The organism is Kribbella jiaozuonensis (assembly GCF_005233875.1).
Taxonomy (GTDB): domain Bacteria; phylum Actinomycetota; class Actinomycetes; order Propionibacteriales; family Kribbellaceae; genus Kribbella; species Kribbella jiaozuonensis.
Map to the genome: position 1 here is coordinate 662947 of NZ_SZPZ01000002.1, position 23466 is coordinate 686412.

Annotated in this window: 20 protein-coding genes and 1 riboswitch; of the genes, 14 read left to right on the forward strand and 6 right to left on the reverse strand. The window is 68.3% G+C overall.

The window, feature by feature from the left end; genetic code table 11:
• Positions 1-22: 22 nt before the first annotated feature.
• Together FDA38_RS14725 and FDA38_RS14730 are read right to left on the reverse strand one after the other, a co-directional pair.
• Positions 23-634, reverse strand: a complete 612-nt coding sequence (locus FDA38_RS14725; protein WP_137254597.1) for a GNAT family N-acetyltransferase — start codon at positions 632-634, stop codon at positions 23-25.
• Between the two features lie 18 nt (positions 635-652).
• Positions 653-1840: a DUF418 domain-containing protein gene (locus FDA38_RS14730; protein ID WP_233714719.1), complete on the reverse strand. Its 1188-nt coding sequence runs from the start codon at positions 1838-1840 to the stop codon at positions 653-655.
• 163 nt (positions 1841-2003) lie between these two features.
• On the opposite strand from FDA38_RS14730, the gene paaA reads away from it, so the two are divergent.
• The 5 genes from paaA to paaE are packed head-to-tail and all read left to right on the forward strand — an operon-like array spanning position 2004 to position 5465.
• Positions 2004-2912 carry a 1,2-phenylacetyl-CoA epoxidase subunit PaaA gene (gene paaA, locus FDA38_RS14735; protein ID WP_137254598.1) on the forward strand — a complete coding sequence of 303 codons (909 nt, stop codon included), beginning with the start codon at positions 2004-2006 and terminating at the stop codon, positions 2910-2912.
• Positions 2909-3187: a 1,2-phenylacetyl-CoA epoxidase subunit PaaB gene (gene paaB / locus FDA38_RS14740; protein WP_130379720.1), complete on the forward strand. Its 279-nt coding sequence runs from the start codon at positions 2909-2911 to the stop codon at positions 3185-3187. Before paaA ends, paaB begins: the two co-directional genes overlap by 4 nt.
• Positions 3184-3918, forward strand: coding sequence for a 1,2-phenylacetyl-CoA epoxidase subunit PaaC (paaC, locus tag FDA38_RS14745; RefSeq protein WP_137254599.1), 735 nt, complete (start codon positions 3184-3186; stop codon positions 3916-3918). Before paaB ends, paaC begins: the two co-directional genes overlap by 4 nt.
• Positions 3912-4379 carry a 1,2-phenylacetyl-CoA epoxidase subunit PaaD gene (gene paaD / locus FDA38_RS14750; RefSeq protein ID WP_137254600.1) on the forward strand — a complete coding sequence of 156 codons (468 nt, stop codon included), beginning with the start codon at positions 3912-3914 and terminating at the stop codon, positions 4377-4379. The genes paaC and paaD overlap by 7 nt, the downstream gene beginning before the upstream one ends.
• Positions 4380-5465, forward strand: coding sequence for a 1,2-phenylacetyl-CoA epoxidase subunit PaaE (gene paaE / locus FDA38_RS14755; protein ID WP_137254601.1), 1086 nt, complete (start codon positions 4380-4382; stop codon positions 5463-5465).
• Positions 5466-5477: 12 nt separating this feature from the next.
• Here the strand turns inward: paaE and argG are convergent, their stop codons facing one another.
• Positions 5478-6911 carry an argininosuccinate synthase gene (gene argG / locus FDA38_RS14760; protein WP_137254602.1) on the reverse strand — a complete coding sequence of 478 codons (1434 nt, stop codon included), beginning with the start codon at positions 6909-6911 and terminating at the stop codon, positions 5478-5480.
• A 132-nt stretch (positions 6912-7043) separates the two neighbouring features.
• Here argG and FDA38_RS14765 point away from each other — a divergent pair, with 132 nt between their 5' ends.
• From FDA38_RS14765 to FDA38_RS14780, 4 genes are all read left to right on the forward strand, one after another.
• On the forward strand, positions 7044-7853 hold the full coding sequence (locus FDA38_RS14765; protein WP_137254603.1) for a metal-dependent hydrolase: 810 nt from the start codon (positions 7044-7046) through the stop codon (positions 7851-7853).
• 240 nt (positions 7854-8093) lie between these two features.
• Positions 8094-9032 (forward strand): 4-hydroxy-tetrahydrodipicolinate synthase, encoded by a 939-nt coding sequence (gene dapA, locus FDA38_RS14770; RefSeq protein WP_137254604.1) that lies wholly within the window; start codon positions 8094-8096, stop codon positions 9030-9032.
• A complete protein-coding gene (locus tag FDA38_RS14775; protein ID WP_137254605.1) occupies positions 9029-10723 on the forward strand; it encodes a ribonuclease J in 1695 nt (564 codons plus the stop codon). The genes dapA and FDA38_RS14775 overlap by 4 nt, the downstream gene beginning before the upstream one ends.
• Before the next feature lie 47 nt (positions 10724-10770).
• Positions 10771-11799 (forward strand): LacI family DNA-binding transcriptional regulator, encoded by a 1029-nt coding sequence (locus FDA38_RS14780; protein ID WP_137254606.1) that lies wholly within the window; start codon positions 10771-10773, stop codon positions 11797-11799.
• Here the strand turns inward: FDA38_RS14780 and FDA38_RS14785 are convergent.
• Entirely contained in the window at positions 11776-12840 is a 1065-nt protein-coding gene (locus FDA38_RS14785) for a fatty acid desaturase family protein (RefSeq protein ID WP_233714721.1), read from the reverse strand. The two genes, FDA38_RS14780 and FDA38_RS14785, sit on opposite strands and share 24 nt — an antisense overlap.
• Positions 12841-12915: 75 nt before the next feature.
• The gene (locus tag FDA38_RS14790) at positions 12916-13995 is read right to left on the reverse strand and encodes a fatty acid desaturase family protein (protein WP_137254607.1); all 1080 of its coding nucleotides are present in this window, start codon (positions 13993-13995) and stop codon (positions 12916-12918) included.
• 198 nt (positions 13996-14193) lie between these two features.
• Between FDA38_RS14790 and FDA38_RS14795 the strand changes: the two genes are divergently transcribed.
• Positions 14194-15720, forward strand: a complete 1527-nt coding sequence (locus FDA38_RS14795; protein WP_137254608.1) for an alkaline phosphatase D family protein — start codon at positions 14194-14196, stop codon at positions 15718-15720.
• 95 nt (positions 15721-15815) lie between these two features.
• On the forward strand, positions 15816-17876 hold the full coding sequence (locus FDA38_RS14800) for a prolyl oligopeptidase family serine peptidase (protein WP_137254609.1): 2061 nt from the start codon (positions 15816-15818) through the stop codon (positions 17874-17876).
• 13 nt (positions 17877-17889) lie between these two features.
• Here the strand turns inward: FDA38_RS14800 and FDA38_RS14805 are convergent, their stop codons facing one another.
• Positions 17890-19254: an aminotransferase class V-fold PLP-dependent enzyme gene (locus FDA38_RS14805; protein ID WP_137254610.1), complete on the reverse strand. Its 1365-nt coding sequence runs from the start codon at positions 19252-19254 to the stop codon at positions 17890-17892.
• A 16-nt stretch (positions 19255-19270) separates the two neighbouring features.
• Positions 19271-19384: riboswitch (SAM riboswitch) on the reverse strand.
• A 94-nt stretch (positions 19385-19478) separates the two neighbouring features.
• Between FDA38_RS14805 and FDA38_RS14810 the strand changes: the two genes are divergently transcribed.
• The 3 genes from FDA38_RS14810 to FDA38_RS14820 all read left to right on the forward strand — a co-directional run bounded on the left by FDA38_RS14810 (position 19479) and on the right by FDA38_RS14820 (position 23463).
• The gene (locus tag FDA38_RS14810; protein WP_137254611.1) at positions 19479-19994 is read left to right on the forward strand and encodes a DinB family protein; all 516 of its coding nucleotides are present in this window, start codon (positions 19479-19481) and stop codon (positions 19992-19994) included.
• Positions 19995-20771 carry a DUF4184 family protein gene (locus tag FDA38_RS14815; RefSeq protein ID WP_137254612.1) on the forward strand — a complete coding sequence of 259 codons (777 nt, stop codon included), beginning with the start codon at positions 19995-19997 and terminating at the stop codon, positions 20769-20771.
• A gap of 73 nt (positions 20772-20844) precedes the next feature.
• On the forward strand, positions 20845-23463 hold the full coding sequence (locus tag FDA38_RS14820; RefSeq protein WP_202877690.1) for an FtsK/SpoIIIE family DNA translocase: 2619 nt from the start codon (positions 20845-20847) through the stop codon (positions 23461-23463).
• The last annotated feature ends 3 nt before the right edge of the window (positions 23464-23466 follow it).

The window sequence follows — 23466 nt, forward strand, 5'->3', positions numbered from 1 at the left end:
CTCGTCGCCGATCGGGGACCTGCTACGCGTCGCCAGGATCTGTATGAAGGCGGATCTGCTTGATCCGGACCGACTCGTCGCCGTAGAGATCGAGCTCGCGGTGCGCACCGTCCGGGGCCCAGCCGGCCTCGGTGTAGAAGGCGCGCAGGACGTCGTCGGTCGAGTTGACCCAGACGGTCAACCGGCTGAAGCCGTCGGCGCGGATCGTGTCGACGACGGCGTTCAGGAGCCGGGAGCCGTGGCCGGCGCGTGTCGCGTCTGGCTCGACCGCGAGCTCGGCGATGACCGCGTCGCGCCGCGGGTCGGTATCCGGGTCGTCGGACGGCGTGATGGCCGCGAAGCCGACCAACGTACGGCCGGCCAGCGCGACCATCACCCGGTTCCGTGCCTCACCCGGCGCGAGCAGCGCGGCCCGCCACTGGGCTGCGAACTGCGCCGGGTTCAGGTCCGCGAGGACATCGGCCGGCAGGAGTCCGGCGTACGCCGACCGCCAGGCCGCGACCTGGATCTCGCCGATCTCGTTCGCCTCCGCCGGCAGCGCGAGTCGCACACTCGACTCGGCCACCGGAGTCTCGCCGGACTGTCCGGAGAGCTCGGAGAGGTTGGCGGGTTCCGGTACGCCGAAGTCACTCATGTCTCTCATCCTCGCAAGTCAGTACACGAGCCGCCGCAGCAGGGTCTCGGCCGGCCCGCGGTAGGAACGCCTGCTCATCGCGTAGGCGCCGACGACGGAGACGATCCAGACCCCGATCGCGACCAGCGCCGCGGTGTACGCCGTACTCCCGAACCGGAGGTCCAGCGTGAACGGCGCCAGCAGGACCATCCACGACACCGACTGGAACAGGTAGCCCGACAGCGACCGCTGACCCAGCGCGGAGATAGCGCGAACCGGCAACGACAGCTTGCTGATCCGGGCGACGAGCAGACCGAACAGAGCGACGTACCCGGGTCCGCCGAACATCCCGCTCACATGCGACAGATAGCTGAGCGAACCGACCGCCGACTCGTCCACATGCAGCCAGCCGGCGCCGACGAACGCGAGCGGCAGACCGCCGAGGACCGTGATGCCGAGACCGACCGAGGCGACCGAGACCAGCAGCTTCGTGTGAGCGGCCGGGTTCTCGAGGATCTGCTTGCGGGCGGCCCAGATGCCCAGCCAGACGATGACGATGAAGCCCAGCACGCTGGCGAAGTGCATCGGGTACTCGTGCAGCCGGTCGACCATGCTCCCGAAGTACGACGTTGCGGCCAGCGACGGGTTCGGCTCGTTGGTCAGCGCGTGCGCCGGACCGGAGCTGTTGACGACGGCGAGCGCGGCCTTGGCCCCGAAGACGAGAACCTCGACCGCCATGAACGCCCAGATGACGAGGACGATCCGGTGGAACTTGTCGCTGCGGTTCAGCAGGAACAGCGTGCAGATGATGCCGACGACGCCGTACGCGCCGAGGAAGTCACCGAAGTACAGCAGCGTCGCGTGCAGCAGGCCGAACGCGACCAGCCAGCCGTTGCGCTTGAGCAGGATCCGCCGTGCTGCGCCGGGAGTCGCGCCCGAGTTTCGCTGCCGGCGGGCCAGCTGGACCAGGCCGTAGCCGAACATCACCGCGAAGACCGGGTAGGCGCGGGCGTCGACGAAGGTGAGTTTGAGGAAGTTCAGGATGCGCTCGAAGCCGTGCGGCGCGCTCTCCACGCCGGGCTGGCCGGCGAAGGCGAAGTTCGCGCTGTTGGCCAGGCCGATCAGCAGCAGCATCGCGCCGCGGATCAGGTCGGGAGCCAGCGCACGTTCCTTGCCGGTGACCGGGCCGCGATGATCGGCGGCCGGGACGGTGGTTGTGGTGGTCACGGGGTCCTCCGGAAAACTGTGTAAGGGCTGAGCTGTTGCCTCAATCCTCGCGATACCGGCCGGCCGGCCCCAGAGCGCTGAACCCACTCCCGCAGTGGGTCCAGCACCACCTTTGTGACACTTGTTGTTGATTCCGAGAAAAACTGTCACATATGGTGGGGGTATGGACTTCCAGGCGACCATCGACGCCGACGGCCGGATCGAGCCGCGGGACGCGATGCCGGACGGGTATCGCAAGACCCTGATCCGGCAGATCGCGCAGCACGCGCACTCCGAGATCATCGGCATGCAGCCCGAGGGCAACTGGATCAGTCGTGCGCCGTCACTGCGCCGCAAGGCGATCCTGATGGCCAAGGTGCAGGACGAGGCCGGCCACGGTCTTTATCTGTACGCCGCCGCTGAAACGCTTGGCGTGGACCGGGCGGACCTGCTCGACCTGCTGCACAGCGGCCGGCAGAAGTACTCGAGCATCTTCAACTACCCGACGCTGACCTGGGCCGACATCGGCGCGATCGGCTGGCTGGTCGACGGCGCCGCGATCGTCAACCAGGTCCCGCTCTGCCGCTGCTCGTACGGTCCGTACGCGCGGGCGATGGTGCGGGTGTGCAAGGAGGAGTCGTTCCACCAGCGGCAGGGGTTCGAGATCCTCTACACGCTGTGCAACGGGACGCCTGAGCAGAAGGCGATGGCGCAGGACGCGCTCGACCGCTGGTGGTGGCCGTCGCTGATGATGTTCGGCCCGCCGGACACCGCGTCCACGCACTCCGAGCAGTCGATGGCGTGGGGGATCAAGCGGCACAGCAACGACGAGCTGCGGCAGCGTTTCGTCGACATGACCGTTCCGCAGGCCGACGTACTGGGGCTTCGGGTTCCTGATGACGGACTGGTGTACGAGGACGGGCACTACCGCTTCACCGAGCCGGACTACACCGAGCTGTACGACGTGGTGAAGGGCAACGGCCCGTGCAACCAGGGGCGGTTGGCGCATCGCGTGAAGGCGCACGAGGACGGCGCCTGGGTGCGCGAGGCCGCAGCTGCCTATGCAGCGAAGAAGGAGGCTCGGGCCGCATGATCGAGCCACTGTGGGAGGTTTTCGTCCGCTCGCGTCGCGGGTTGTCGCACACGCATGTCGGCAGCTTGCACGCGCCGGACGCCACGATGGCGTTGCGGAACGCGCGCGACGTGTACACGCGCAGGCAGGAGGGCGTGTCGATCTGGGTGGTGCGGGCGTCCGACATCACCGCGTCCTCACCGGACGAGAAGGACGAGTTCTTCGACCCGGCCGGCGACAAGGTCTACCGGCACCCGACCTTCTACGAGGTCCCGGAAGGTGTCGAGCACCTGTGAACGACCTGTACGTCTACACGCTCCGGCTCGGTGACGACGCGCTGATCTCGGCGCAGCGCACCGCCGAGTGGATCGCGGCCGCGCCGCAGCTCGAGGAGGACGTTGCCCTCGGCAACATCGGGCTGGACCAGCTGGGGCAGGCGCGATCGCTGCTGCAGTACGCCGGTTCGATGGACGGCCGCACCGAGGACGAGCTGGCGTACGTCCGGGACGAGCGCGAGTTCTTGAACCTCCAGCTGTGTGAGCTGCCCAACGGCGACTTCGCCGTCGCGATGGCGCGGTTGCTGTACTTCGCGACGTACCAGCAGCTGTTGTACGACGAGCTGCGGTCGAGCGCGGACGAGACGCTGGCCGGCGTGGCGGGGAAGGCGGTCAAGGAGGTCGCATACCACGTCGACCACGCGACGCAGTGGGTGCTCCGTCTCGGCGACGGGACCGAGGAGAGCCACCGCCGCATGCAGGCCGGCCTGGACGCCCTCTGGCCCTACACCGCAGAACTCTTCGAGTCGGACGCGTTGGTGCAGCGCTTGCCGGTTGCCGTAGACCCGTCAACGCTCCAGGACGCTTGGCTTGATCGAGTGCTGGCCGTCATCGACGAGTCCACCTGCGAGCGACCTTCGTCCTCGTACCAGCACACCGGCGGCCGCGAGGGACGTCACACCGAGCACATGGGCTATCTGCTGGCCGAGCTGCAGCATGTGGCGCGATCCCACCCAGGTGCGACATGGTGACCGACGCCGCAATCCTCGAGGCCGTCGGCGAGGTCGCGGACCCCGAGGTCCCGGTCCTGACGATCGCCGACCTGGGCGTACTGCGCGGCGTCCGCCACGAAGGCGACGAGGTAGTCGTCACGATCACCCCGACGTACTCCGGCTGCCCCGCCATGGACCTCATCCGCCACGAGGTCGAGCTGACCCTCAACCACTTGGGCGTCGACGGCCGGGTAGAGACCGTCCTGTCGCCGGCGTGGACCACCGACTGGATGTCAGAGTCCGGCAAGACCAAGCTGACGGAATACGGCATCGCGCCACCTTCTTCAACCGGACCGGTGATGCTGCGGTTGAGCGTTCGCTGCCCGCTCTGCGGTTCGCCGGACACATCAGAGCTCAGCCATTTCGGCTCGACGTCCTGCAAATCGCTCTGGCGCTGCAACAGCTGCCGCGAACCCTTCGATCACTTCAAGGCGATCTGAATGACGACTGTCGCCCCCCGCCGCCGCGCCACCTTCCACTCGTTGAAGGTCGCCGCGATCGACGCCATCACCGACGACTCGGTCGCGATCACGTTCGCCGTACCGCCCGAACTGGCGGACGAGTACGAGTTCACCGCCGGGCAGCACCTGACGATCCGCCGTCACGGCGACGAGATCCGCCGGAGCTACTCGATCTGCTCCCCGGCCGATTCCGGCGTACTGCGGATCGGTGTGAAGCGGCTCCCCGGCGGCGAGTTCTCGGCGTACGCCGCACAGGAGCTGAAGGTCGGCGACGAACTCGAGGTGATGACACCCCTCGGCCGCTTCGGCACGACTCTCGATCCCACCCAGACCAAGCATTACGCCTTCGTCGCCGCGGGCAGCGGGATCACCCCGGTACTTTCGCTGGTCGCAACGATCCTCGCGGTCGAGCAGACGAGCCGCGTCACGCTGCTCTACGGCAACCGCACCGCTGGTTCGGTGATGTTCGCCGACGAGCTGGCCGACCTGAAGGACCGGTACGCCGAACGCCTGCACCTCGTGCATGTGTTGTCCCGCGAGACGACCGAGGTCGAGCTCTTCAGCGGGCGCATCGACGCGGACCGGCTGAAGCGGATGTTCGCGACGATCCTGCCGCTGGAGTCCGTCGACGAGTGGTTCCTCTGCGGGCCGTACGCGATGGTCGTCGGCGCCCAGGAACTCTTGCTGGGCGAGGGTGTGGCGCGCGAACACGTCCACGCAGAGCTGTTCCACGTCGGCGATGAAGCTCCGAAGGCGCCGGTCGAGGAAACGACCACGGACGAGGACGCCGCCCAGGTCACGATCATCCTGGACGGTCGCCGTTCGACGTTCTCGCTGGGCGAGCACTCCAAGGCGGTGCTGGACGCGACCCTCGCCGTACGCTCCGACGCCCCCTTCGCCTGCAAGGGCGGCGTCTGCGGCACCTGCCGGGCCAAGGTCCTGGAAGGCTCCGTGAACATGGACACCAACTGGGCACTCGAACCCGACGAGATCCGGGCCGGCTACGTCCTTACCTGCCAGTCCCACCCGACGACGCCGACGGTAACTCTCGACTTCGACGCGTGAGACCAGCCGGCGTCAGTCGGTGCCGGACTCCATGGCGGCGCGGTCGAGGAGTTCGTCCTCCTCGGTGGCTTCGCCGCGGGAGGCGATCGCTTCGGCGCCGCCGGTGGGCAGTTCGCCGATGAGGTCGGTGGAGGAGGCGAGCGCGGGGTTCGAGCTGCCGAACATGCCGAGACCGGCGTACTGCTCCAGCTTCGACCGCGAGTCGGCGATGTCCAGGTTCCGCATCGTCAGCTGACCGATCCGGTCGACCGGGCCGAACGCCGAGTCCTCGATCCGCTCCATCGACAGCTTGTCCGGGTGGTAGCTGAGCGCCGGGCCGGTGGTGTCGAGGATCGAGTAGTCCTCACCCCGCCGGAGCCGGAGCGTGACCTGGCCGGTGACCGCCGTACCGACCCAGCGCTGGAGCGACTCGCGCAGCATCAGCGATTGTGGGTCGAGCCAACGACCTTCGTACATCAGCCGACCGAGCCGGCGGCCCTCGTTGTGGTAGTTCGCGATCGTGTCCTCGTTGTGGATCGCGTTCACCAGCCGCTCGTACGCCGAGTGCAGCAGCGCCATCCCCGGCGCCTCGTAGATGCCCCGGCTCTTCGCCTCGATGACGCGGTTCTCGATCTGGTCGGACATGCCCAGGCCGTGCCGGCCGCCGATCGCGTTCGCCTCCAGCACCAGGTCGACCGCGGAGCCGAACTCCTTGCCGTTGATCGTCACCGGCCGGCCCTGCTCGAACCCGATCGTGACGTCCTCGGCCTCGATCACGACCGACGGGTCCCAGTGCTTGACGCCCATGATCGGGTCGACGGTCTCGAGCCCGGTGTCGAGGTGCTCGAGCGTCTTCGCCTCGTGGGTGGCGCCCCAGATGTTCGCGTCGGTGGAGTACGCCTTCTCGGTGCTGTCCCGGTACGGCAGGCCGTGGGTGACGAGCCACTCGGACATCTCTTTCCGGCCGCCGAGCTCGTGCACGAACTGCGCGTCCAGCCACGGCTTGTAGATCCGCAGCTGCGGGTTCGCCAGCAGGCCGTAGCGGTAGAACCGCTCGATGTCGTTGCCCTTGAACGTCGACCCGTCGCCCCAGATCTGCACGTCGTCGTCGAGCATCGCCCGGACCAGCAGCGTGCCGGTGACGGCCCGGCCGATCGGGGTGGTGTTGAAGTACGTCCGCCCGGCCGACCGGATGTGGAACGCGCCGCAGGCCAGCGCTGCGAGCCCTTCCTCGACCATCGCCGTACGGCAGTCCACCAGTCGGGTGATCTCGGCGCCGTACGCCGTGGCGCGACCCGGCACCGACTCGATGTCAGGCTCGTCGGCCTGCCCGAGATCGGCGGTGTACGTGCACGGGATCGCACCCTTGTCCCGCATCCACGCAACCGCAACCGACGTGTCGAGACCCCCAGAAAAGGCGATCCCGACCCGCTCACCGACCGGCAAAGAAGTAAGCACCTTGGACACAGGAAAAGTATGCACCCTCCTGCATGATTATGCAAAACGGTCTGGACGGTTGTTGTCAGCGTGGCTGCTGGGGCTGGTGAGGTCTTGCAGGGGAGGATTAGGGGGACTGTGAGGGGAGTGAGGCTCCGGATGATGGGGCGGTCGCATGCTTTGTCGGGGTGGTGCGCTGGACTGGCAGTGGCTCCGCTGGTCGGGCTGACGTCTGTGGCGGAGGTGGTGCCGTTCGCGGCGGCCACCGCCGGGTACGCCTTGCTGCCGGATCTGGATCACCCGGGCGCGAGTGCGTCCCGGCTGCTCGGTCCGGTCACCCGCTTGGTCTCAGGAGCGGTACGGGCGTTCTCCGGTGTGCTCTACAACCTGACGAAGGGCCCGCGCGACGAGGAGGGCACCGGCAAGCACCGCCACGCGACCCACACGCTCGCCGCGGCGATCCTGCTCGGCTTCCTCGCCGCAAACCTCGGCGACCGTGGCAAATGGGCCGTGCTCGCCATCGCGGTAACAGGCCTCGTCCTGGCGGCCGACGCGCTGGGGGACTGGATCATCCTCGCCGTCCTCGCCGCGGCCGGCTGGTCCGTCGTCGGTACAGCCGATCCACTCACGCCGCTGCCCGGCACGGCGGCTGCTGACGCAGTACAAGCAGGTCTGACCCAGATCGGTAGTTGGATCGGCGTCGCCGTCGCAGTCGGCATGTTCGTCCACTGCCTGGGCGACAGCCTGACCCGCTCCGGCTGCCCGTGGCTCTGGCCGCTGCCGATCCGCGGCGAGACCTGGTACGAACTGCGTCTGCCGCGCCCGTTCCGCTTCAGCACCGACAGTTGGGTCGAGCGCCTGGTGGTCGCCCCGATCCTCCTCGTCGCAGGCGTGCTCCTTCTCCCCGGCGCCCTGTCCGCCCTCCACAACCTCTTCGCCGCGACCCAGATCTGGATAGCCGGTCAGTCGTGAACGTGCCGACACGCCGGGTGAGGGAAAAGCATTGGAAGTCACAATAGATGGACGGAATGCAGCCGTCCGATCACGTAGAGTATTTGCAGAAGTTTTTCCGGACTTTTTTTGAAGAAGCTGTAACGACTCCTGGGCCGGGCCCGATAGGACGAGTGAGCCTGGTGGCTGCCCGGACCCCCGAGCGGACAGCCACCAGGCCTACCCATTTCTCCGGGGCTTGGGAGCGGTAATCTGAGGGCCATGTCCTCGCCAGAATCCACGCCCTCGTCGGGCCCGTCCGCGGCCGGCTCTGCGGCACTGCCGTTCGGCCGTCTGACGACCGCGATGATCACGCCGTTCCGGCCCGACGGGTCCCTCGATCTCGACGCCGCCCAGAAGGTCGCCAAGCACCTCGTGGACGGCGGCAACGACGCCCTGGTGCTGAACGGGACGACCGGCGAGGCGCCGACCACCTCCGACCAGGAGAAGGTCCAGCTGATCGAGGCCGTTCGCGAGGCCCTCGGCGGCCGCGCGAAGATCGTCGCCGGGGTCGGCACCAACGACACCGCGCACACGATCGAGTGCGCCCAGCAGGCCGAGGCCGCCGGCGCCGACGGTCTGCTCGTCGTCACGCCGTACTACAACAAGCCTCCGCAGGACGGGCTGCGCGCGCACTTCACCGCGGTCGCCGACGCCACCGGCCTGCCGAACATGCTGTACGACATCCCTGCCCGGGCCGGGGTGGAGATCAAGACCGAGACGCTGATCGCGCTCGCCGAGCACCCGCGGATCGTCGCGGTGAAGGACGCCAAGGGCGACCTCGCCGGGACCACCAAGGTGCTGGCGAACACCGATCTGTTCTACTACTGCGGTGCCGACGAGCTGAACCTCGCTTCGCTGGCGATCGGCGCTGTCGGTATCGCGAGCGTGGTCGCCCACGTCGCGAGTCCGGAGTACCGGCAGCTGATCGACGCCGTGGTGGCCGGCGACCTCGCCACCGCCCAAGAGATTGATCGACGGCTGGTGCCCGCCGTCGAGACGATCATGACCAAGACCCAGGGCGCCATCATGGTGAAGGCCGCGCTCAAGCTGGCCGGCGTCATCGAGCACGCGACACTCCGGTTGCCGCTGGTTGAGGCGACCGCCGAGCAAGTGGACTGGCTCACCACCGACCTCAAGACGGCAGGACTGATTGCATGAGCCATCCCCATCCAGATCTCGACGCGCCCGGACCTCTGACTCCGGGCGCTTTGCGGGTGATCCCGCTCGGCGGCCTCGGCGAGGTCGGCCGGAACATGACCGTGTTCGAGTACGACGGCAAGCTGCTGATCGTCGACTGCGGCGTACTCTTCCCGGACGAGAACCAGCCCGGTGTGGACCTGATCCTGCCGGACTTCGAGCCGATCCGGGACCGGCTGAACGACGTCGTCGCGGTCGTCCTGACACACGGCCACGAGGACCACATCGGCGGGTTGCCCTACCTGCTGCGTGAGCGGGGCGACATCCCGGTGGTGGGATCGCAGCTCACGCTCGCGCTGCTCGAGGGCAAGCTGAAGGAGCACCGGCACCGCAACGTGCCGCAGCAGATCGTGGCCGAGGGGGAGACCCTGCAGATCGGCCCGTTCATCTGTGAGTTCGTCGCGGTCAACCACTCGATCCCGGACGCGCTCGCGGTCGCGATCAAAACCCCGGCCGGCGTCGTACTGCACACCGGCGACTTCAAGATGGACCAGTTGCCGCTGGACAACCGGATCACCGACCTGCGGGCGTTCGCGCGGCTCGGCGAGGAGGGTGTCGACCTGTTCATGGTCGACTCCACGAACTCCGAGGTGCCCGGCTTCACCACCCACGAGCGCGACATCGCGCCGGTGCTGGACCGGGTCTTCACCAACGCGAAGAACCAGCGCATCATCGTCGCCTGCTTCGCCTCGCACGTGCACCGCGTGCAGCAGGTCATGGACGCGGCTGTGAAGCACAACCGCAAGGTCGCGTACGTCGGCCGCTCGATGGTCCGCAACATGGGCGTGGCCCGCGATCTGGGCTTCCTGAACGTCCCCGGCGACACGTTGATCGACATGCGCGAGCTGGACGACTACCCGCCGGAGCGGGTCGTGCTGGTGTCCACCGGTTCGCAGGGCGAGCCGATGTCGGCGCTGTCCCGGATCGCGGCCAACGACCACAACGTCGTACAGCTGCAGCCGGGCGACACCGTCGTACTGGCGTCGTCGCTGATCCCCGGCAACGAGAACTCGGTGTACCGGGTGATCAACGGCCTGATCCGGCACGGTGCGAACGTGATCCACAAGGGCAACGCGCTCGTGCACGTGTCCGGTCACGCCAGCGCCGGCGAGCTGCTGTACTGCTACAACATCGTGAAGCCGCGCAACGTGATGCCCGTGCACGGCGAGGTCCGGCACCTGCACGCGAACGCCGACCTCGCGATCCAGACCGGCGTACCGCGGGAGAACGTGGTCGTCGTCGAGGACGGCGTGGTGGTCGACCTGATCGACCGCAAGGCCGTCGTGGCGGGCAAGGTCGACTGCGGGTACGTGTTCGTCGACGGCTCGACCGTCGGCGACATCACCGAGACCTCGCTCAAGGACCGCCGGATCCTCGGTGACGAAGGGTTCATCTCGGTCATCGCGGTGATGGACTCGGTCACCGGCAAGCTGACCGCCGGGCCGGAGATCCAGGCGCGCGGGTTCGCCGAGGACGACACCGTCTTCGACGACCTGAAGCCGAAGATCGAGGCCGAGATCGAGAAGGCGATCGGCAGCGGTGTCGACGACATGTACCAGCTGCAGCAGGTGATCCGCCGGGTGGTCGGCAAGTGGGTCAGCGACACCCACCGCCGCCGTCCGATGATCATCCCGGTCGTGGTGGAGAGCTGATCACTCGGTGTAGCCTCGGCGCGAGCTAAGGAAAGGGTGGGCCGGCGATGAGTGTCAGCGGGGTGAACGGGACGGGTCAGCGCCGGCCCACGATGAAGGAGGTCGCCGCCCGGGCGGGGGTCGCACTGAAGACCGTCTCCCGGGTGGTGAACGAAGAGCCGAACGTCAGCCCCGAGCTGACGGCCAAGGTCCAGGCCGCGATCAAGGACCTGAACTACACGCCGAACGAGTCCGCCCGGATGCTGCGCCGCGGCAAGACCGGGACGATCGCCGTGGTCATTCGCGATATCGGCGACCCGTTCTTCGCCTCGCTCGGCCGCGCGGTCGAGCTGTGGGCGCGTTCGTCCGGCTCGGTCGTGATGATCGGGCTGACCGACGAGGACCCGGAGCGGGAGAAGGACGTCTGCCTCGAGTTCGTCGCCCGCCGGCCGGACGCGCTGATCATGGCGCCGATCGGCGAGACCCAGGAGTACCTCGCGCCGCATGTCGACGCCGGGATGGCGGTCGTCACGATCGACCGTCCCGCGCACGGCATCGAGGCCGACGCCGTACTCGCCGACAACGCGGGCGGGATCGACCAGGCGATCGACCACCTGGTCCGCCAGGGTCACCGCCGGATCGCCTACCTCGGCGACGACGAGCGGATCTTCACCGCCCGGGAGCGCGTGGTCGCGTACCGGGCGGCGATGGCCCGGCACCGCATCGAGGTGGACGAGGACCTGGTCCACCTGTCCGAGCCGACGACCGAGGGCATCGGCATCACGCTCTCCGCCGTACTGGATCGGGCCGAGCCGGCCACTGCGTTGCTGTCGGCAAACAACATGACGACGGCAGAGGTACTGCGTGGTTTGGCCGGCCGTCGCGATCAGGTGGCGCTGGTGTCGTTCGACGACCTCGCGCTGGGGGATCTGCTCAGCCCGGGCCTGACCGCGGTCGCACAGTCGGCCGACGTGATGGCGCGGACCGCTATCCAGCTGATGACCGAGCGCCTTCCGGAGCCGCACCGGCCCGGACGCACGGTCCGGGTCCCGGTGAAGCTGACGATCCGGGGCTCAGGCGAGATTCCCCCGCGTTGATCGGAGCTCGGCCGCCAGCGGGCAGTCGAACGGGTCGCGGGCGCGCAGGCCGACGTTGTTCAGGTAGTCGACGACGATCCGGTACGACGCGAACAGGCCGACCTCGGAGTACGCGATGCCTTGGAGCTCGCAGTACTCGCGGACGATCGGCTGGACCCGCCGCAGCGTCGGGCGCGGCATGCTCGGGAACAGGTGGTGCTCGATCTGGTAGTTCAGCCCGCCCATGGCGAAGTCGGTGAGGATGCCGCCGCGGATGTTCCGCGACATCAGCACCTGCCGGCGGAGGAAGTCGAGCTTGGATCCGGCCGGGACGATCGGCATGCCCTTGTGGTTCGGGGCGAACGCGGCGCCGAGGAGCACTCCGAAGACCGCGAGCTGGATCCCGAGGAACGCGGTGGCCTTCCCGGGCGGCAGCAGCAGGTAGAGCGCGGCGACGTACGTCGTGATCCGTGACGCGATCACGATCGCGTCGATGCGGTCCGCGCGGCTCGCGTCCTTGCGGAGCAGGTGCCGCAGGCTCGAGGCATGCAGGCCGACGCCTTCGAGGGTGAGCAGCGGGAAGAAGAACCAGCCCTGCCGGGCGGCGAGCCATCGGCCGATCGGTCCGCGCTCGACGACCGCCTCGGGGGTGAAGGCGAGGACCTTGAGCTGGACGTCGGGATCACGGTCGGTCTGGTTCGGAGCGGCGTGATGCTTGTTGTGCTTGCTGCGCCACCAACTCGCACTCATGCCGAGGATGCAGCCGGCCAGGATGCGTGCGGTCCAGTCGTTGCGCGCGTTCGAGTGGAAGATCTGCCGATGCGCGCTGTCGTGGCTCAGGAAGGCGACCTGCACCAGGACGAGCGCCAGTGCGCCCGCGAGCCAGAGCTGGTGCCAGGTGTTGCCGAGCAGGATCATGCCGGCCACGACGCCGAGCAGGGCGCCGCCGACGATGCCGATGCGGGTGAAGTAGTAGCCCTGCCGACGGCGGAACAGACCCAGTTCACGCACGGTCCGCAGGAGGTCCGTGTACATGCTGACGTACTGCTGTTGCGCGCTCACGCTGGCCAGGGTGAGGTCGTGGCGTGACGCCGGGCGTGCGGCCAGATGGCCCGGCGAGGTCGGCTTGGCAAAGTGCTACCCCCGGTAGGTCGCTACGAGCGGGCATTCGAACGGGTCGCGGGCCCGGAGGCCGACGTTGTTCAGGTAATCGACGACGATCCGGTACGACGACAGCAGGCTGACCTCGGTGTACTTCACTCCGTGCAGCTCGCAGTACTCGCGCACGATCGGCTGGACCCGCCGGAGCGTCGGGCTGGGCATGTTCGGGAACAGGTGATGCTCGATCTGGTAATTGAGACTACCCATCGCGAAGTCGGTGAACACTCCGCCGCGGATGTTGCGCGACATCAGCACCTGGCGGCGCAGGAAGTCGAGCTTCATCGTGGCCGGGACGAGCGGCATGCCCTTGTGGTTCGGCGCGAACGAACCGCCCAGGCAGATGCCGAAGATCGCGAGCTGCAGGCCGAGGAATGCTCCCGCCTTGCCGATCGGCAGCAGCAGGAACAGCACGGTCAGGTACGCGGCCAGGCGGCTGACCACGATCGCGGCCTCGATCCGCTCGACCTTGGTCGCCGAGCGGCGGAGCAGGTGCTGGACGCTCGCGACGTACAGGCTGAGGCCCTCGAGGGTGAGCAGCGGGAAGAACAGCCAGCCCTGGCGACGGGTCAGCCAGGCCTGGAAGCCGGTACGCCGGCCGGCGTGCTCCGGGGTGAACGCGATGACGCCGATGTCGATGTCCGGGTCCTTCTGCAGCTGGTTCGGCGCCTGGTGGTGCCGGCTGTGCTTCGACCGCCACCAGCTCGCGCTCATGCCGACCAGTCCGCCGGCCAGCAGCCGTGCGGTCCAGTCGTTCCAGTGGGCCGAGTCGAAGATCTGGCGGTGCGCGCTGTCGTGGCTCAGGAACGCGACCTGGGTGAGCACGAGCGCCAGCGCACCTGCCATCAGCAGCTGCAGCCAGGAGTTGCCGAGCAGACCGAAACCGACCCAGACCCCGATGAACGCGGCCACGACGAGGCCGATCCGGATGAAGTAGTAGCCGCGACGTCGTTTGAGCAGACCCAGCTCACGGACCGTGCGGAGCAGGTCGGTGTAGAGGTTCGTATGTCGGTGTTGAGCCCGTAACGGATCGTGGTCTTCGGCAAGCAGCTGTGACATGAGAGACGCCTCGGTTCCTGTAGTGCATCGGTCGATGCGCTACCAGGTCCAGGGCAGCGTCACGAGAAGGGTGCTGAGGTCCCAACGGAACCACGTCGAGTAGCCGCGCACAAGTTGGCGTCAGGCTCCCCGGGCGATTTGAGACCCAGTTCGCCCGGCTTTCACCTGACCGTCATCAGCGGGGCGCACCTTCGGGTCATGAAACTGAGTCGCCGCCAGCTCTTGGCCGCATCCACGGCTGCCGGAGCCACCTTCGCCGTACCAGGTATGGCCTCTGCTGCTCCGAATCTCGTCCGCCGCGACCGGCCCACCCTGCCGTCGGGGATCGCCAGTGCCGACGTGACTCCGTCCTCGGCCGTCGTCTGGTCGAAGACCGACCGGCCGGGCCGTCTGGTCGCACAGTTGACGAGTCACGGCCGGTTCGACCGGGCGATCCACCTGCGCGGCCCGAAGACCTCGGCCGACGACGACTTCACCGCGCGGCTGCCGCTGCGCGGGCTGCGGCCGGGGCAGCGGTACGACTACCGCCTCGGCTTCGAGGACGCGAACGGCCGGATCGGTCAGACGCTCGACGGCTCGTTCACCACGCCGGGCCGCAACCGGCCAGTTTCGTTCGTGTTCACCGGCGACACCGCGGGGCAGGGGTACGGCATCAACCCGGAGCTCGGCGGGATGATCGCGTACAAGGCGATGCACGAGACGCGGCCGGACTTCTTCCTGCACTCCGGCGACAACATCTACGCCGACGGCCCGCTGCAGGCCGAGCTGAAGGTTGCCGACGGCACCGTCTGGAAGAACGTCGTGACCGAGGAGGTCTCGAAGGTCGCCGAGACCTTGGCCGAGTACCGCGGCCGGTACAAGTACAACCTGATGGACGCCAACGTCCGCTCGCTGTACGCCGACGTACCGCTGGTCGCGCAGTGGGACGACCACGAGACGCTGAACAACTGGTACCCGGGCGAGATCCTCACCGACGACCGGTACACCGAGAAGCGCGTCAATGTCCTCGCCGCGCGGGCGAAGAAGGCGTTCCTCGAGTACCTGCCGATGGAGCACGTGTCCGGGCGTGACCGGATCTACCGCAAGGTGAGCTACGGTCCGCTGCTCGACGTGTTCTGCCTGGACATGCGCACGTACCGCGGCGCGAACCCGGTGCCGTCGACCGTCGGGCCGGTCGCGATGCTCGGCGCCGAGCAGGCCGCCTGGCTGGTCCGCGAGGTCGCGGCGTCGCGGGCGACCTGGAAGGTGATCGCCAGCGACATGCCGCTCGGCCTGCTGGTGCCGGACGGCGACCTGATCGAGGCGGTCGCGAACGGTCTGCCGGGTGCTCCCGGCGGCCGCGAGCACGAGATCGCCTGGGTGCTGAGCCAGTTCAAGAAGCGCAAGGTGCGGAACGCGGTCTGGCTGACCGCCGACGTGCACTACGCCGCAGCGCACCACTACGACCCGTCCCGCGCGGCGTTCACGGACTTCGACCCGTTCTGGGAGATCGTGGCCGGCCCGATCAACGCCGGTACGTTCGGGCCGAACGCGCTGGACAGCACGTTCGGGCCGGAGGTCGTGTTCTCGAAGGCGGCCGACTTCCCGAGCCAATCGCCGGCGGGTGGCAACCAGTTCTTCGGGCACACCGAGATCGACCCGCGGACCGGCGTCTTCAAGGTCTCGCTGCGCAACCTGTTCGGCGACGTGCTCTGGACGAAGGACCTCACCCCGGCCCACCACTGAGTGGGCCCCGTCGTACTCACCCGGCTCCGGCGCCTGTGCGGGATGCCGCCCACCGGAGCGGGGTGAGTACGACGCTGCTCGGTTAGGTTGGCGTCATGACCGCTTATCCCGAGAGCCGCCGCGACGATGTGGTCGAGACCCTGCACGGTCGCGAGATCGCCGATCCGTATCGCTGGCTGGAAGATCCTGACTCGCCGGACACCCAGGACTGGGTCCAGAGGCAGAACGAGTTCACCCAGGCCGAGCTTTCCGGTTACCCCGAGCGGGAGTGGTTCCAGACCACGATGTCCGCGATCCTGGCTCGCCCGCGTGCCGGTGTGCCGTCCAAGAAAGCAGGCTGGTACTTCGTCGGCCGCAACGACGGCACCCAGGCCCAGGACGTCATCTACGTCGCCGAGTCGCTCGACGAACTGCTCTCCGGCGGCCGGGTGCTGATCGACCCGAACACGCTGTCCGAGGGCGGCACCGACTCGCTCGGCACGTTCACGGTCAGCCCGGACGGCAAGTACTTCGCGTACGGCATCAACGAGAGCGGCAGCGACTGGACGACGTTCCGGCTGCTCGACATCGCCACCGGTAAGCAGGTGGACGACGTGGTGTCCGAGGCCAAGTTCTGCGAGGCAGTCTGGTTGCCGGACAGCTCGGCGTACCTCTATCTGCACTACCCGTCGAGCGGGCGCAGCGAGGGGACCGAGACGAAGTCACTGACCGGTGGGCGGCTGACGCTGCACAAGGTCGGCACGCCGCAGTCCGAGGACGAGCTGGTGCTGAGCTTCCCCGGTGAGGACCAGATCTTCCTCGCGCCGGAGGTGTCCGAGGACGACCGGTACCTCGTCGTCCACATCACCGAGGGGACCGATCCGGCCACCCGTCTCTGGGTCTACCCGATCACGGCGGACGGGCTGGGCGACCCGGTGAAGGTCGTGGACTCGTTCGCCGACGAGATCGCCTTCGTACGGATGTCCGGCGATCAGCTCGTACTGCGGACCGACCGCGACGCCTCGCGCGGCCGCGTGGTGCTGTCGTCGCTGGACGGTGAGTTCACCGACCTCATCCCCGAGGGCGAGGCGACGCTGCAAGCAGTCCGCGGTACGGCGGACGGCCTGGCCACGCTGACGCTCGTCGACGCACAGCCCGTGCTGACCCTTTACGGTCTCGACGGCTCCGGCCAGCGTGTGGTCGACGTACCTGGTGGTGGCGTGGTCGATCTGCACGCCGGACCGGAGTACGACGAGTTGTTCATCGGCCTGTCGACGACAACGGACCCCACGCTGTCGTACGTCGTCTCGACCGGGTCACGCGCCGTACGCGCGCTGCCGGAGCTGGTCCGCGGATCCGGCGGCTTCACGCCGCCACAGGTCACGGTGACCCGCCGGCTCGCGGCCGGCCGCGACGTGCCGTACTTCCTGATCACACGGTCGGACCTCGACTTCTCCACTCCGCGTCCGACGCTGATGTGGGGGTACGGCGGGTTCCGCATCCCGATCCAGGCCGACTACCGGCCCGGCTGGCCGGCGTGGTTGGCGGCCGGGGGAGTGCTGGTCATCGCGAACCTGCGCGGCGGTGGTGAGTACGGGACCGAGTGGCACGACGCCGGCCGATTGAAGAACAAGCAGAACGTCTTCGACGACTTCATCGCGGTCGCTGAGCACCTGCGCGACACCGGCGTCACCACTCCGGCGCAGCTGGCTGTGCACGGTCGCAGCAACGGCGGACTGCTCGTCGGAGCGGTCATGACACAGCGGCCGGATCTGTTCGCGGTCGCACTACCCGGTGTCGGCGTGCTGGACATGCTGCGCTTCCACAAGTTCACAGTGGGGGCGGCGTGGGCGTCCGACTTCGGTCTGCCCGACGATCCGGAGCAGTTCGAGGACCTGTTGGCTTACTCGCCATTGCATCGCGTCAGCGACGGCACCTCGTACCCGGCGACGCTGGTGGTCACAGGTGACCATGACGACCGGGTGGTTCCGTTGCACAGTCACAAGTTCATGGCGGCGCTGCAGCATGCCCAGACCGGTCCGCAGCCCGTCTTGACTCGGGTGGAGGTCAACACCGGCCATGGCTTCGGCAAGCCTGCCGCGATGGTCGCGGCGGAGTGGGCGGACCTACTGGCGTTCGCTGCTCACCATGTAGGTCTCGTACCTCCTGAGCAGTAGGAGGGCTGCTGCATCACCAGATGCGCGGAGCCTGGAGGTCGCGGGGATCGTCGGACGGCTGACAGCCGTGCGCGGTCTCCGCGTACTCCGCCCGCGGACCACTGGTGGCCAGCGTGCGTACTGCGTTGACGAGGCGGTCGACGTGCTCGCGCGTCGTCCCGAGGCCGAGGCTGGCGCGAACCGCCGTACCGTGCTCGGGGGAGTCGGCGAGGAGGTGGCCGACCAGCGGGTGCGCGCAGAACTTGCCGTCACGTACGCCGACGCCGTATTCCGCGCTGAGTGCCGCAGAGACGAGTGTCGAGGTCAGGCCGGCGATCGTGAAGCAGACGGTGCCGACGCGGTCCGCATCCTCGCCGAAGATCGAGTACGTCGTGACGCCGTCGATCTGGGCGAGCCCGGTACGCAGGCGGGCCAGCAGACTGCGCTCGTGCTGCTCGATCGCGTCGCGGTGCTTGCTGATCGCGGCACAGGCACTCGCCAGGGCAATGGCTCCGATGACGTTCGGGGAGCCGCCCTCGTGCCGTGCCGGGCCGGTCGCCCACACCACGGTGTCTTCGGTGACCGCGTGCGTCGCGCCACCGCCGTACAGGTAGGGGTCGGCGGCGTCGAGCCAGTCGGAGCGGCCGATCAGCGCGCCGGCGCCGTACGGCGCGTAGAGCTTGTGACCGGACAGCGCGACCCAGTCGACATCGAGGGTGGAGATGTCGACCGGACGGTGCGGGGCCAGCTGCGCGGCGTCGAGGCAGACCCGCGCGCCGTGGGCCTTGGCCACCTTGGCGATCTCCGCGATCGGGAAGATCTCGCCGGTGACGTTCGAGGCGCCGGTGATCACGACGAGCCGCGGGCCTTCGGGAGCTTCGCGGAGTGCGTCGGCAACCTTCTTGACGGCTTCTGTGGAGCTGGACGGCGCGGCGAGGCGAACAGTGCGCTCGGCCGGCCAAGGGAGGAGGGCGGCGTGGTGCTCGGACTCGAACACGATCACGGTCGCGTCCGCCGGCACCGCGCGGGCCAGCAGGTTGAGCGCGTCGGTGGTCTGGCGGGTGAAGATCACCTGGTCGTCGGAACGCGCGCCGACGAACGCATGCACCTCTTCACGAGCCCGCTCGTACCACTGCGTGGTGATGCGGGACGCGTACCCGTTGCCACGGTGCACCGACGCGTACGACGGCAGCGCCGCCTCCACGCTGGCCCGGACGGACTCCAGACACGGGGCGCTCGCGCCGTGGTCGAAATTCGCGTAGTCGGTGACCCGGCCGTCGGCCAGCGGGACCAGTAGGTCGGAGCCGACGGTGGCGGGGATGCTGCCGGTGCTTCGGTGCGCCACGGTCAGGCGGGGCGTCGTCGTACTGGCAGGCTCGAGGATGGAGAGAATCGACATGCTGCTGCTCCCAGGAAGTCCGCACTTGCCGAGCGGGGTATCCGCACGGCCTGGTCTTCACCCGGGGCACCCCACCGCGGAGGAGGGTTGCCGGCCAGCGAGCCGGGGCTTGTCGCTGACACTCATGACCTGCCGAGTACGGTAACGAACCGGCCACGGGCACCGCCAGTGGCTATCTCATTTGATGAGATTGACGAACACATCGCGAGACAACGAGGAAAACGATGACCTGGAGAGCACCCGCCGTCGAGCGACCGGACGGATCGCTGACCGCGCCCGAACGCGAGCTGCTGCAGGGTTATCTGGACTTCTACCGCACCACGCTGCTGTTCAAGTGCGCCGGACTGACCGCCTCGCAGCTCGCGGAGCGGCCGTCGCCGCCGTCCAACCTCTCGCTGCTCGGGCTGATCCGGCACCTGACCAAGGTCGAGCGGATCTGGTTCCGGATCCACTTCGCGGAGACGCCGGCCGAGCCGCTGTTCGCGCCCGAGCTCGGCAAGGACGCGGACTTCGAGCTGATCGATGCAGACGACGCGCAGGCGGCGTACGAGGGTCTGATCGCGGAGTGGAAGCTCTCCGACGAGGCGGCCGCCGATCACTCGCTGGACGACCGCTTCACGTTCGGCGGGACCGAGTCGACGCTGCGGATGATCTACATCCACCTGATCGGCGAGTACGGCCGGCACTGCGGTCACGCCGACCTCTTGCGCGAACAGCTCGACGGCACCACGGGCGCGTAAATGCCGTTCACCCTCGCCCACCCCGCGGCGGTCCTCCCGCTGATCCGGCGACCTCTCGTGGCGTCAGCCCTGGTCGCCGGCGCGGTGGCGCCTGACCTGCTGTACGTCGACCCGATCTACCGGTTCGCCACGCAGTACATCAACGGCAACTTCACGCTGACGCTGACACATGAGTTCACGTCGGCGTTGTGGCTCGACCCGCTTCTGGCGCTCCTGCTGCTCGCGGTGTTCAACCTCGTCCTCAAGCGACCCCTCATCGCGCTTGCTCCGGGACCCCTCGCCGCACGCCTGCCTTCGTCGGAAGCCCCGCGCCTGCCCTGGACGGTGGTTTCGGCCATCCTCGGCGCGGTCACTCACGTCGTCTGGGACTCCTTCACCCACGGGGACGGCTACTTCGTCCGCCACTTCCCAGGCGTCTTTCGCGCTGCCGTGACGCCGGCGTGGGACGTCAACCGCATCCTGCAGTACGCCAGCACGCTCGGCGGCTGCCTGGTCCTGGCGATCTGGCTCTACCGCTGGTACCGCCGTACGCCGCCGTCGGTCACTCCCCGTGACCTGGTCGCGCCCTGGGCGAGGTACGTCGTGCTTGTCGCCGGACTGCTGCTCGCGTTCGCCGGCGCGGTCGTCGAAGTCGGCCGGGCAGACGGCGCCCTGAGCGGGGAAACGGCGGTGCGGCTGGCCCTCTCCGGCCTGGTGTCGGGCGCTCTCGCCGCGCTGACCTGCTACGTCGTCGTCTGGCAACTGCTCCGCTTGCGGAGACGCGTGGTCACGCTGTGACGCTACGGATGGGGCAGCGTGATCGGCGTGTGACACATGGGACTCAAGGGGTTATCGGGGTAGCCTGATCAGTATGGCGACCCGCACGTCTTCCCCGGCGCGGGCGCAGAAGTCGGCAGCCAAACGGCCGAGCACGGCTCGTTCGGCTGCTGGTGGACGCTCCCGTCCGTCCGGCGCCCAGAAGCGTGGGCAGAGCACGAAGCGCGGTGGATCATCCGCTGCGCGGACCAGCACGCCCAATAACAGCGGACCGGGCCCGTTCGCGGCCGCCATGCTCGCTCTGTGTCGCGGGGTGGTGAAGGTCTGGATCGGCATCGCCCATCTGCTCGGCAGCATGGTGCGGGGGATCGGCCACAGCGCCCGCGACCTCGAGCCGGAGCATCGCCGTGACGGCGCCGGCCTGTTCCTGATCGGTCTGGCGGTCGTCGTGGCCGCCGCAATCTGGTGGGACCTCCCGGGCGCGGTCGGCAACGGCGTACGCACGGTTGTCGGCGGCAGCATCGGCATGCTCGGCTGGGCGCTGCCCTTGATGCTGCTGCTCATCGCCATCCGCACCCTGCGGCACCCGGACCACAACGGCCCGGCGGGTCGTCAGGTGATCGGCTGGACCGCGGTCTGCCTCGGCGTACTCGGCCTGATCCACATCGCCAACGGTCTGCCCCGGCCGAGCAACCCGGCCGACGGCCCGTTGCGTGACGCCGGCGGCGCGATCGGGTACTTCATCTCGTCGTTCCTGTCGGACCTGCTCACGCAGTACGTCGCTGCGCCGCTCCTGGTCCTGCTCTCGATCTTCGGCGCGCTGGTCATCACCGGTACGCCGGTGTACGCGATCCCGCTGCGGTTCCGCGCGGCCTTCGACGTACTGATGGGACGTACGGCGCTGCCCGAGGACGCTCCGTCCGTGGTGGCCGCGCCGACCGACGACACCGTCCGGCTGACGCGCAAGCAGCGCCGGGCGAAGGCGGCAGAGCTCGAAGAGGATGGCGAGCCGACGGTCAAGCCGTACGACTCGCCGGTGCTCGAGGGCCGCGAGATCTCCAAGCGCGGGCGCAAGTCGAAGGCCCCTGCGACGGAGGAGGACGCGTACGACGTCGACGCTTCTGACGTCAGCGCCGAGCCGGCCTTCGAGGCGGCCGCTGTGCCGAGCAAGCCGTCGGCGCCGCCGCCTGAGCCGCCGCCGCACACGCCGCTGCCGCAGCGCGTCGAGCAGCTGAGCCTGTCCGGCGACATCACGTACACGCTGCCGGACGGGCAGATGCTCAAGCCCGGCTCGGTGCACAAGGCCCGGACCAAGGCGTCCGACCAGGTCGTCGACCGGCTGACCGAGGTGTTCGAGCAGTTCGGCATCGACGCCCAGGTCACCGGCTACACCCGCGGTCCGACAGTCACGCGGTACGAGGTCGAGCTCGGTTCGGCGGTGAAGGTCGAGAAGGTCACCGCGCTGTCGAAGAACATCGCCTACGCGGTGGCATCGGCCGACGTACGCATCCTGTCGCCGATCCCGGGCAAGTCCGCGATCGGTATCGAGATCCCGAACGTCGACAAGGAGATCGTCAGCCTCGGCGACGTGATCCGCTCGGCGACCGCCCGCAACGATCACCACCCGATGGTGGCCGGCCTCGGCAAGGACGTCGAAGGCGGCTTCGTCGTCGCGAACATGGCGAAGATGCCGCACCTCCTGGTCGCGGGTGCGACCGGCTCGGGTAAGTCGTCGTTCGTCAACTCGCTGATCACGTCGGTCTTGATGCGCGCGACGCCCGACGAAGTACGGATGATCCTGGTCGACCCGAAGCGGGTCGAGCTGAACAACTACGAGGGCATCCCGCACCTGATCACGCCGATCATCACCAACGCCAAGAAGGCGGCCGAGGCGCTGCAGTGGGTCGTCCGCGAGATGGACATGCGGTACGACGACCTCGCGGCGTTCGGCTTCCGGCACGTCGACGACTTCAACAAGGCCGTCCGCGGCGGCAAGGTCAAGCCGCCGCCAGGGTCCGAGCGGGTGCTCACGCCGTACCCGTATCTGCTGGTGATCGTCGACGAGCTCGCCGACCTGATGATGGTCGCGCCGCGAGACGTCGAGGACTCGATCGTCCGGATCACCCAGCTGGCGCGCGCGGCCGGTATCCACCTCGTGCTTGCGACGCAGCGGCCGTCGGTGGATGTCGTCACCGGTCTGATCAAGGCGAACGTGCCGTCGCGGCTGGCGTTCGCGACCTCGTCGCTGGCCGACAGCCGCGTCATCCTGGACCAGCCGGGTGCGGAGAAGCTGGTTGGTCAGGGTGACGGTCTGTTCCTGCCGATGGGTGCGAGCAAGCCGATGCGTATCCAGGGCGCGTGGGTCACGGAGTCCGAGATCCGCGGCGTGGTCGAGCACTGCAAGACGCAACTCGAGCCGACGTACCGCGAGGACGTCACGGTCGCGGCCGGTCCGAGCAAGGACCTCGACGACGAGATCGGCGACGATCTCGACCTGGTGGTGCAGGCCGCCGAGCTGATCGTTTCCACCCAGTTCGGCTCGACGTCGATGTTGCAGCGTAAGCTCCGCGTCGGTTTCGCCAAGGCCGGCCGGCTGATGGACATCCTGGAGAGCCGCGGCGTCGTCGGTCCCAGTGAAGGTTCGAAGGCCAGGGACGTCCTGGTCAAGCCTGACGACCTAGAGGACTTCATCACCACCCTCCGAGGAGAGTGACAG

Bases quoted from the DNA above. Each gene is read 5' to 3' on its own strand.
- FDA38_RS14725 (WP_137254597.1), bottom strand. From the start codon at position 634: ATGAGTGACTTCGGCGTACCGGAACCCGCCAACCTCTCCGAGCTCTCC.
- paaA (WP_137254598.1), top strand. From the start codon at position 2,004: ATGGACTTCCAGGCGACCATCGACGCCGACGGCCGGATCGAGCCGCGG.
- paaB (WP_130379720.1), top strand. From the start codon at position 2,909: ATGATCGAGCCACTGTGGGAGGTTTTCGTCCGCTCGCGTCGCGGGTTG.
- paaD (WP_137254600.1), top strand. From the start codon at position 3,912: ATGGTGACCGACGCCGCAATCCTCGAGGCCGTCGGCGAGGTCGCGGAC.
- paaE (WP_137254601.1), top strand. From the start codon at position 4,380: ATGACGACTGTCGCCCCCCGCCGCCGCGCCACCTTCCACTCGTTGAAG.
- FDA38_RS14765 (WP_137254603.1), top strand. From the start codon at position 7,044: ATGGGGCGGTCGCATGCTTTGTCGGGGTGGTGCGCTGGACTGGCAGTG.
- dapA (WP_137254604.1), top strand. From the start codon at position 8,094: ATGTCCTCGCCAGAATCCACGCCCTCGTCGGGCCCGTCCGCGGCCGGC.
- FDA38_RS14775 (WP_137254605.1), top strand. From the start codon at position 9,029: ATGAGCCATCCCCATCCAGATCTCGACGCGCCCGGACCTCTGACTCCG.
- FDA38_RS14780 (WP_137254606.1), top strand. From the start codon at position 10,771: ATGAGTGTCAGCGGGGTGAACGGGACGGGTCAGCGCCGGCCCACGATG.
- FDA38_RS14790 (WP_137254607.1), bottom strand. From the start codon at position 13,995: ATGTCACAGCTGCTTGCCGAAGACCACGATCCGTTACGGGCTCAACAC.
- FDA38_RS14795 (WP_137254608.1), top strand. From the start codon at position 14,194: ATGAAACTGAGTCGCCGCCAGCTCTTGGCCGCATCCACGGCTGCCGGA.
- FDA38_RS14800 (WP_137254609.1), top strand. From the start codon at position 15,816: ATGACCGCTTATCCCGAGAGCCGCCGCGACGATGTGGTCGAGACCCTG.
- FDA38_RS14805 (WP_137254610.1), bottom strand. From the start codon at position 19,254: ATGTCGATTCTCTCCATCCTCGAGCCTGCCAGTACGACGACGCCCCGC.
- FDA38_RS14810 (WP_137254611.1), top strand. From the start codon at position 19,479: ATGACCTGGAGAGCACCCGCCGTCGAGCGACCGGACGGATCGCTGACC.
- FDA38_RS14815 (WP_137254612.1), top strand. From the start codon at position 19,995: ATGCCGTTCACCCTCGCCCACCCCGCGGCGGTCCTCCCGCTGATCCGG.
- FDA38_RS14820 (WP_202877690.1), top strand. From the start codon at position 20,845: ATGGCGACCCGCACGTCTTCCCCGGCGCGGGCGCAGAAGTCGGCAGCC.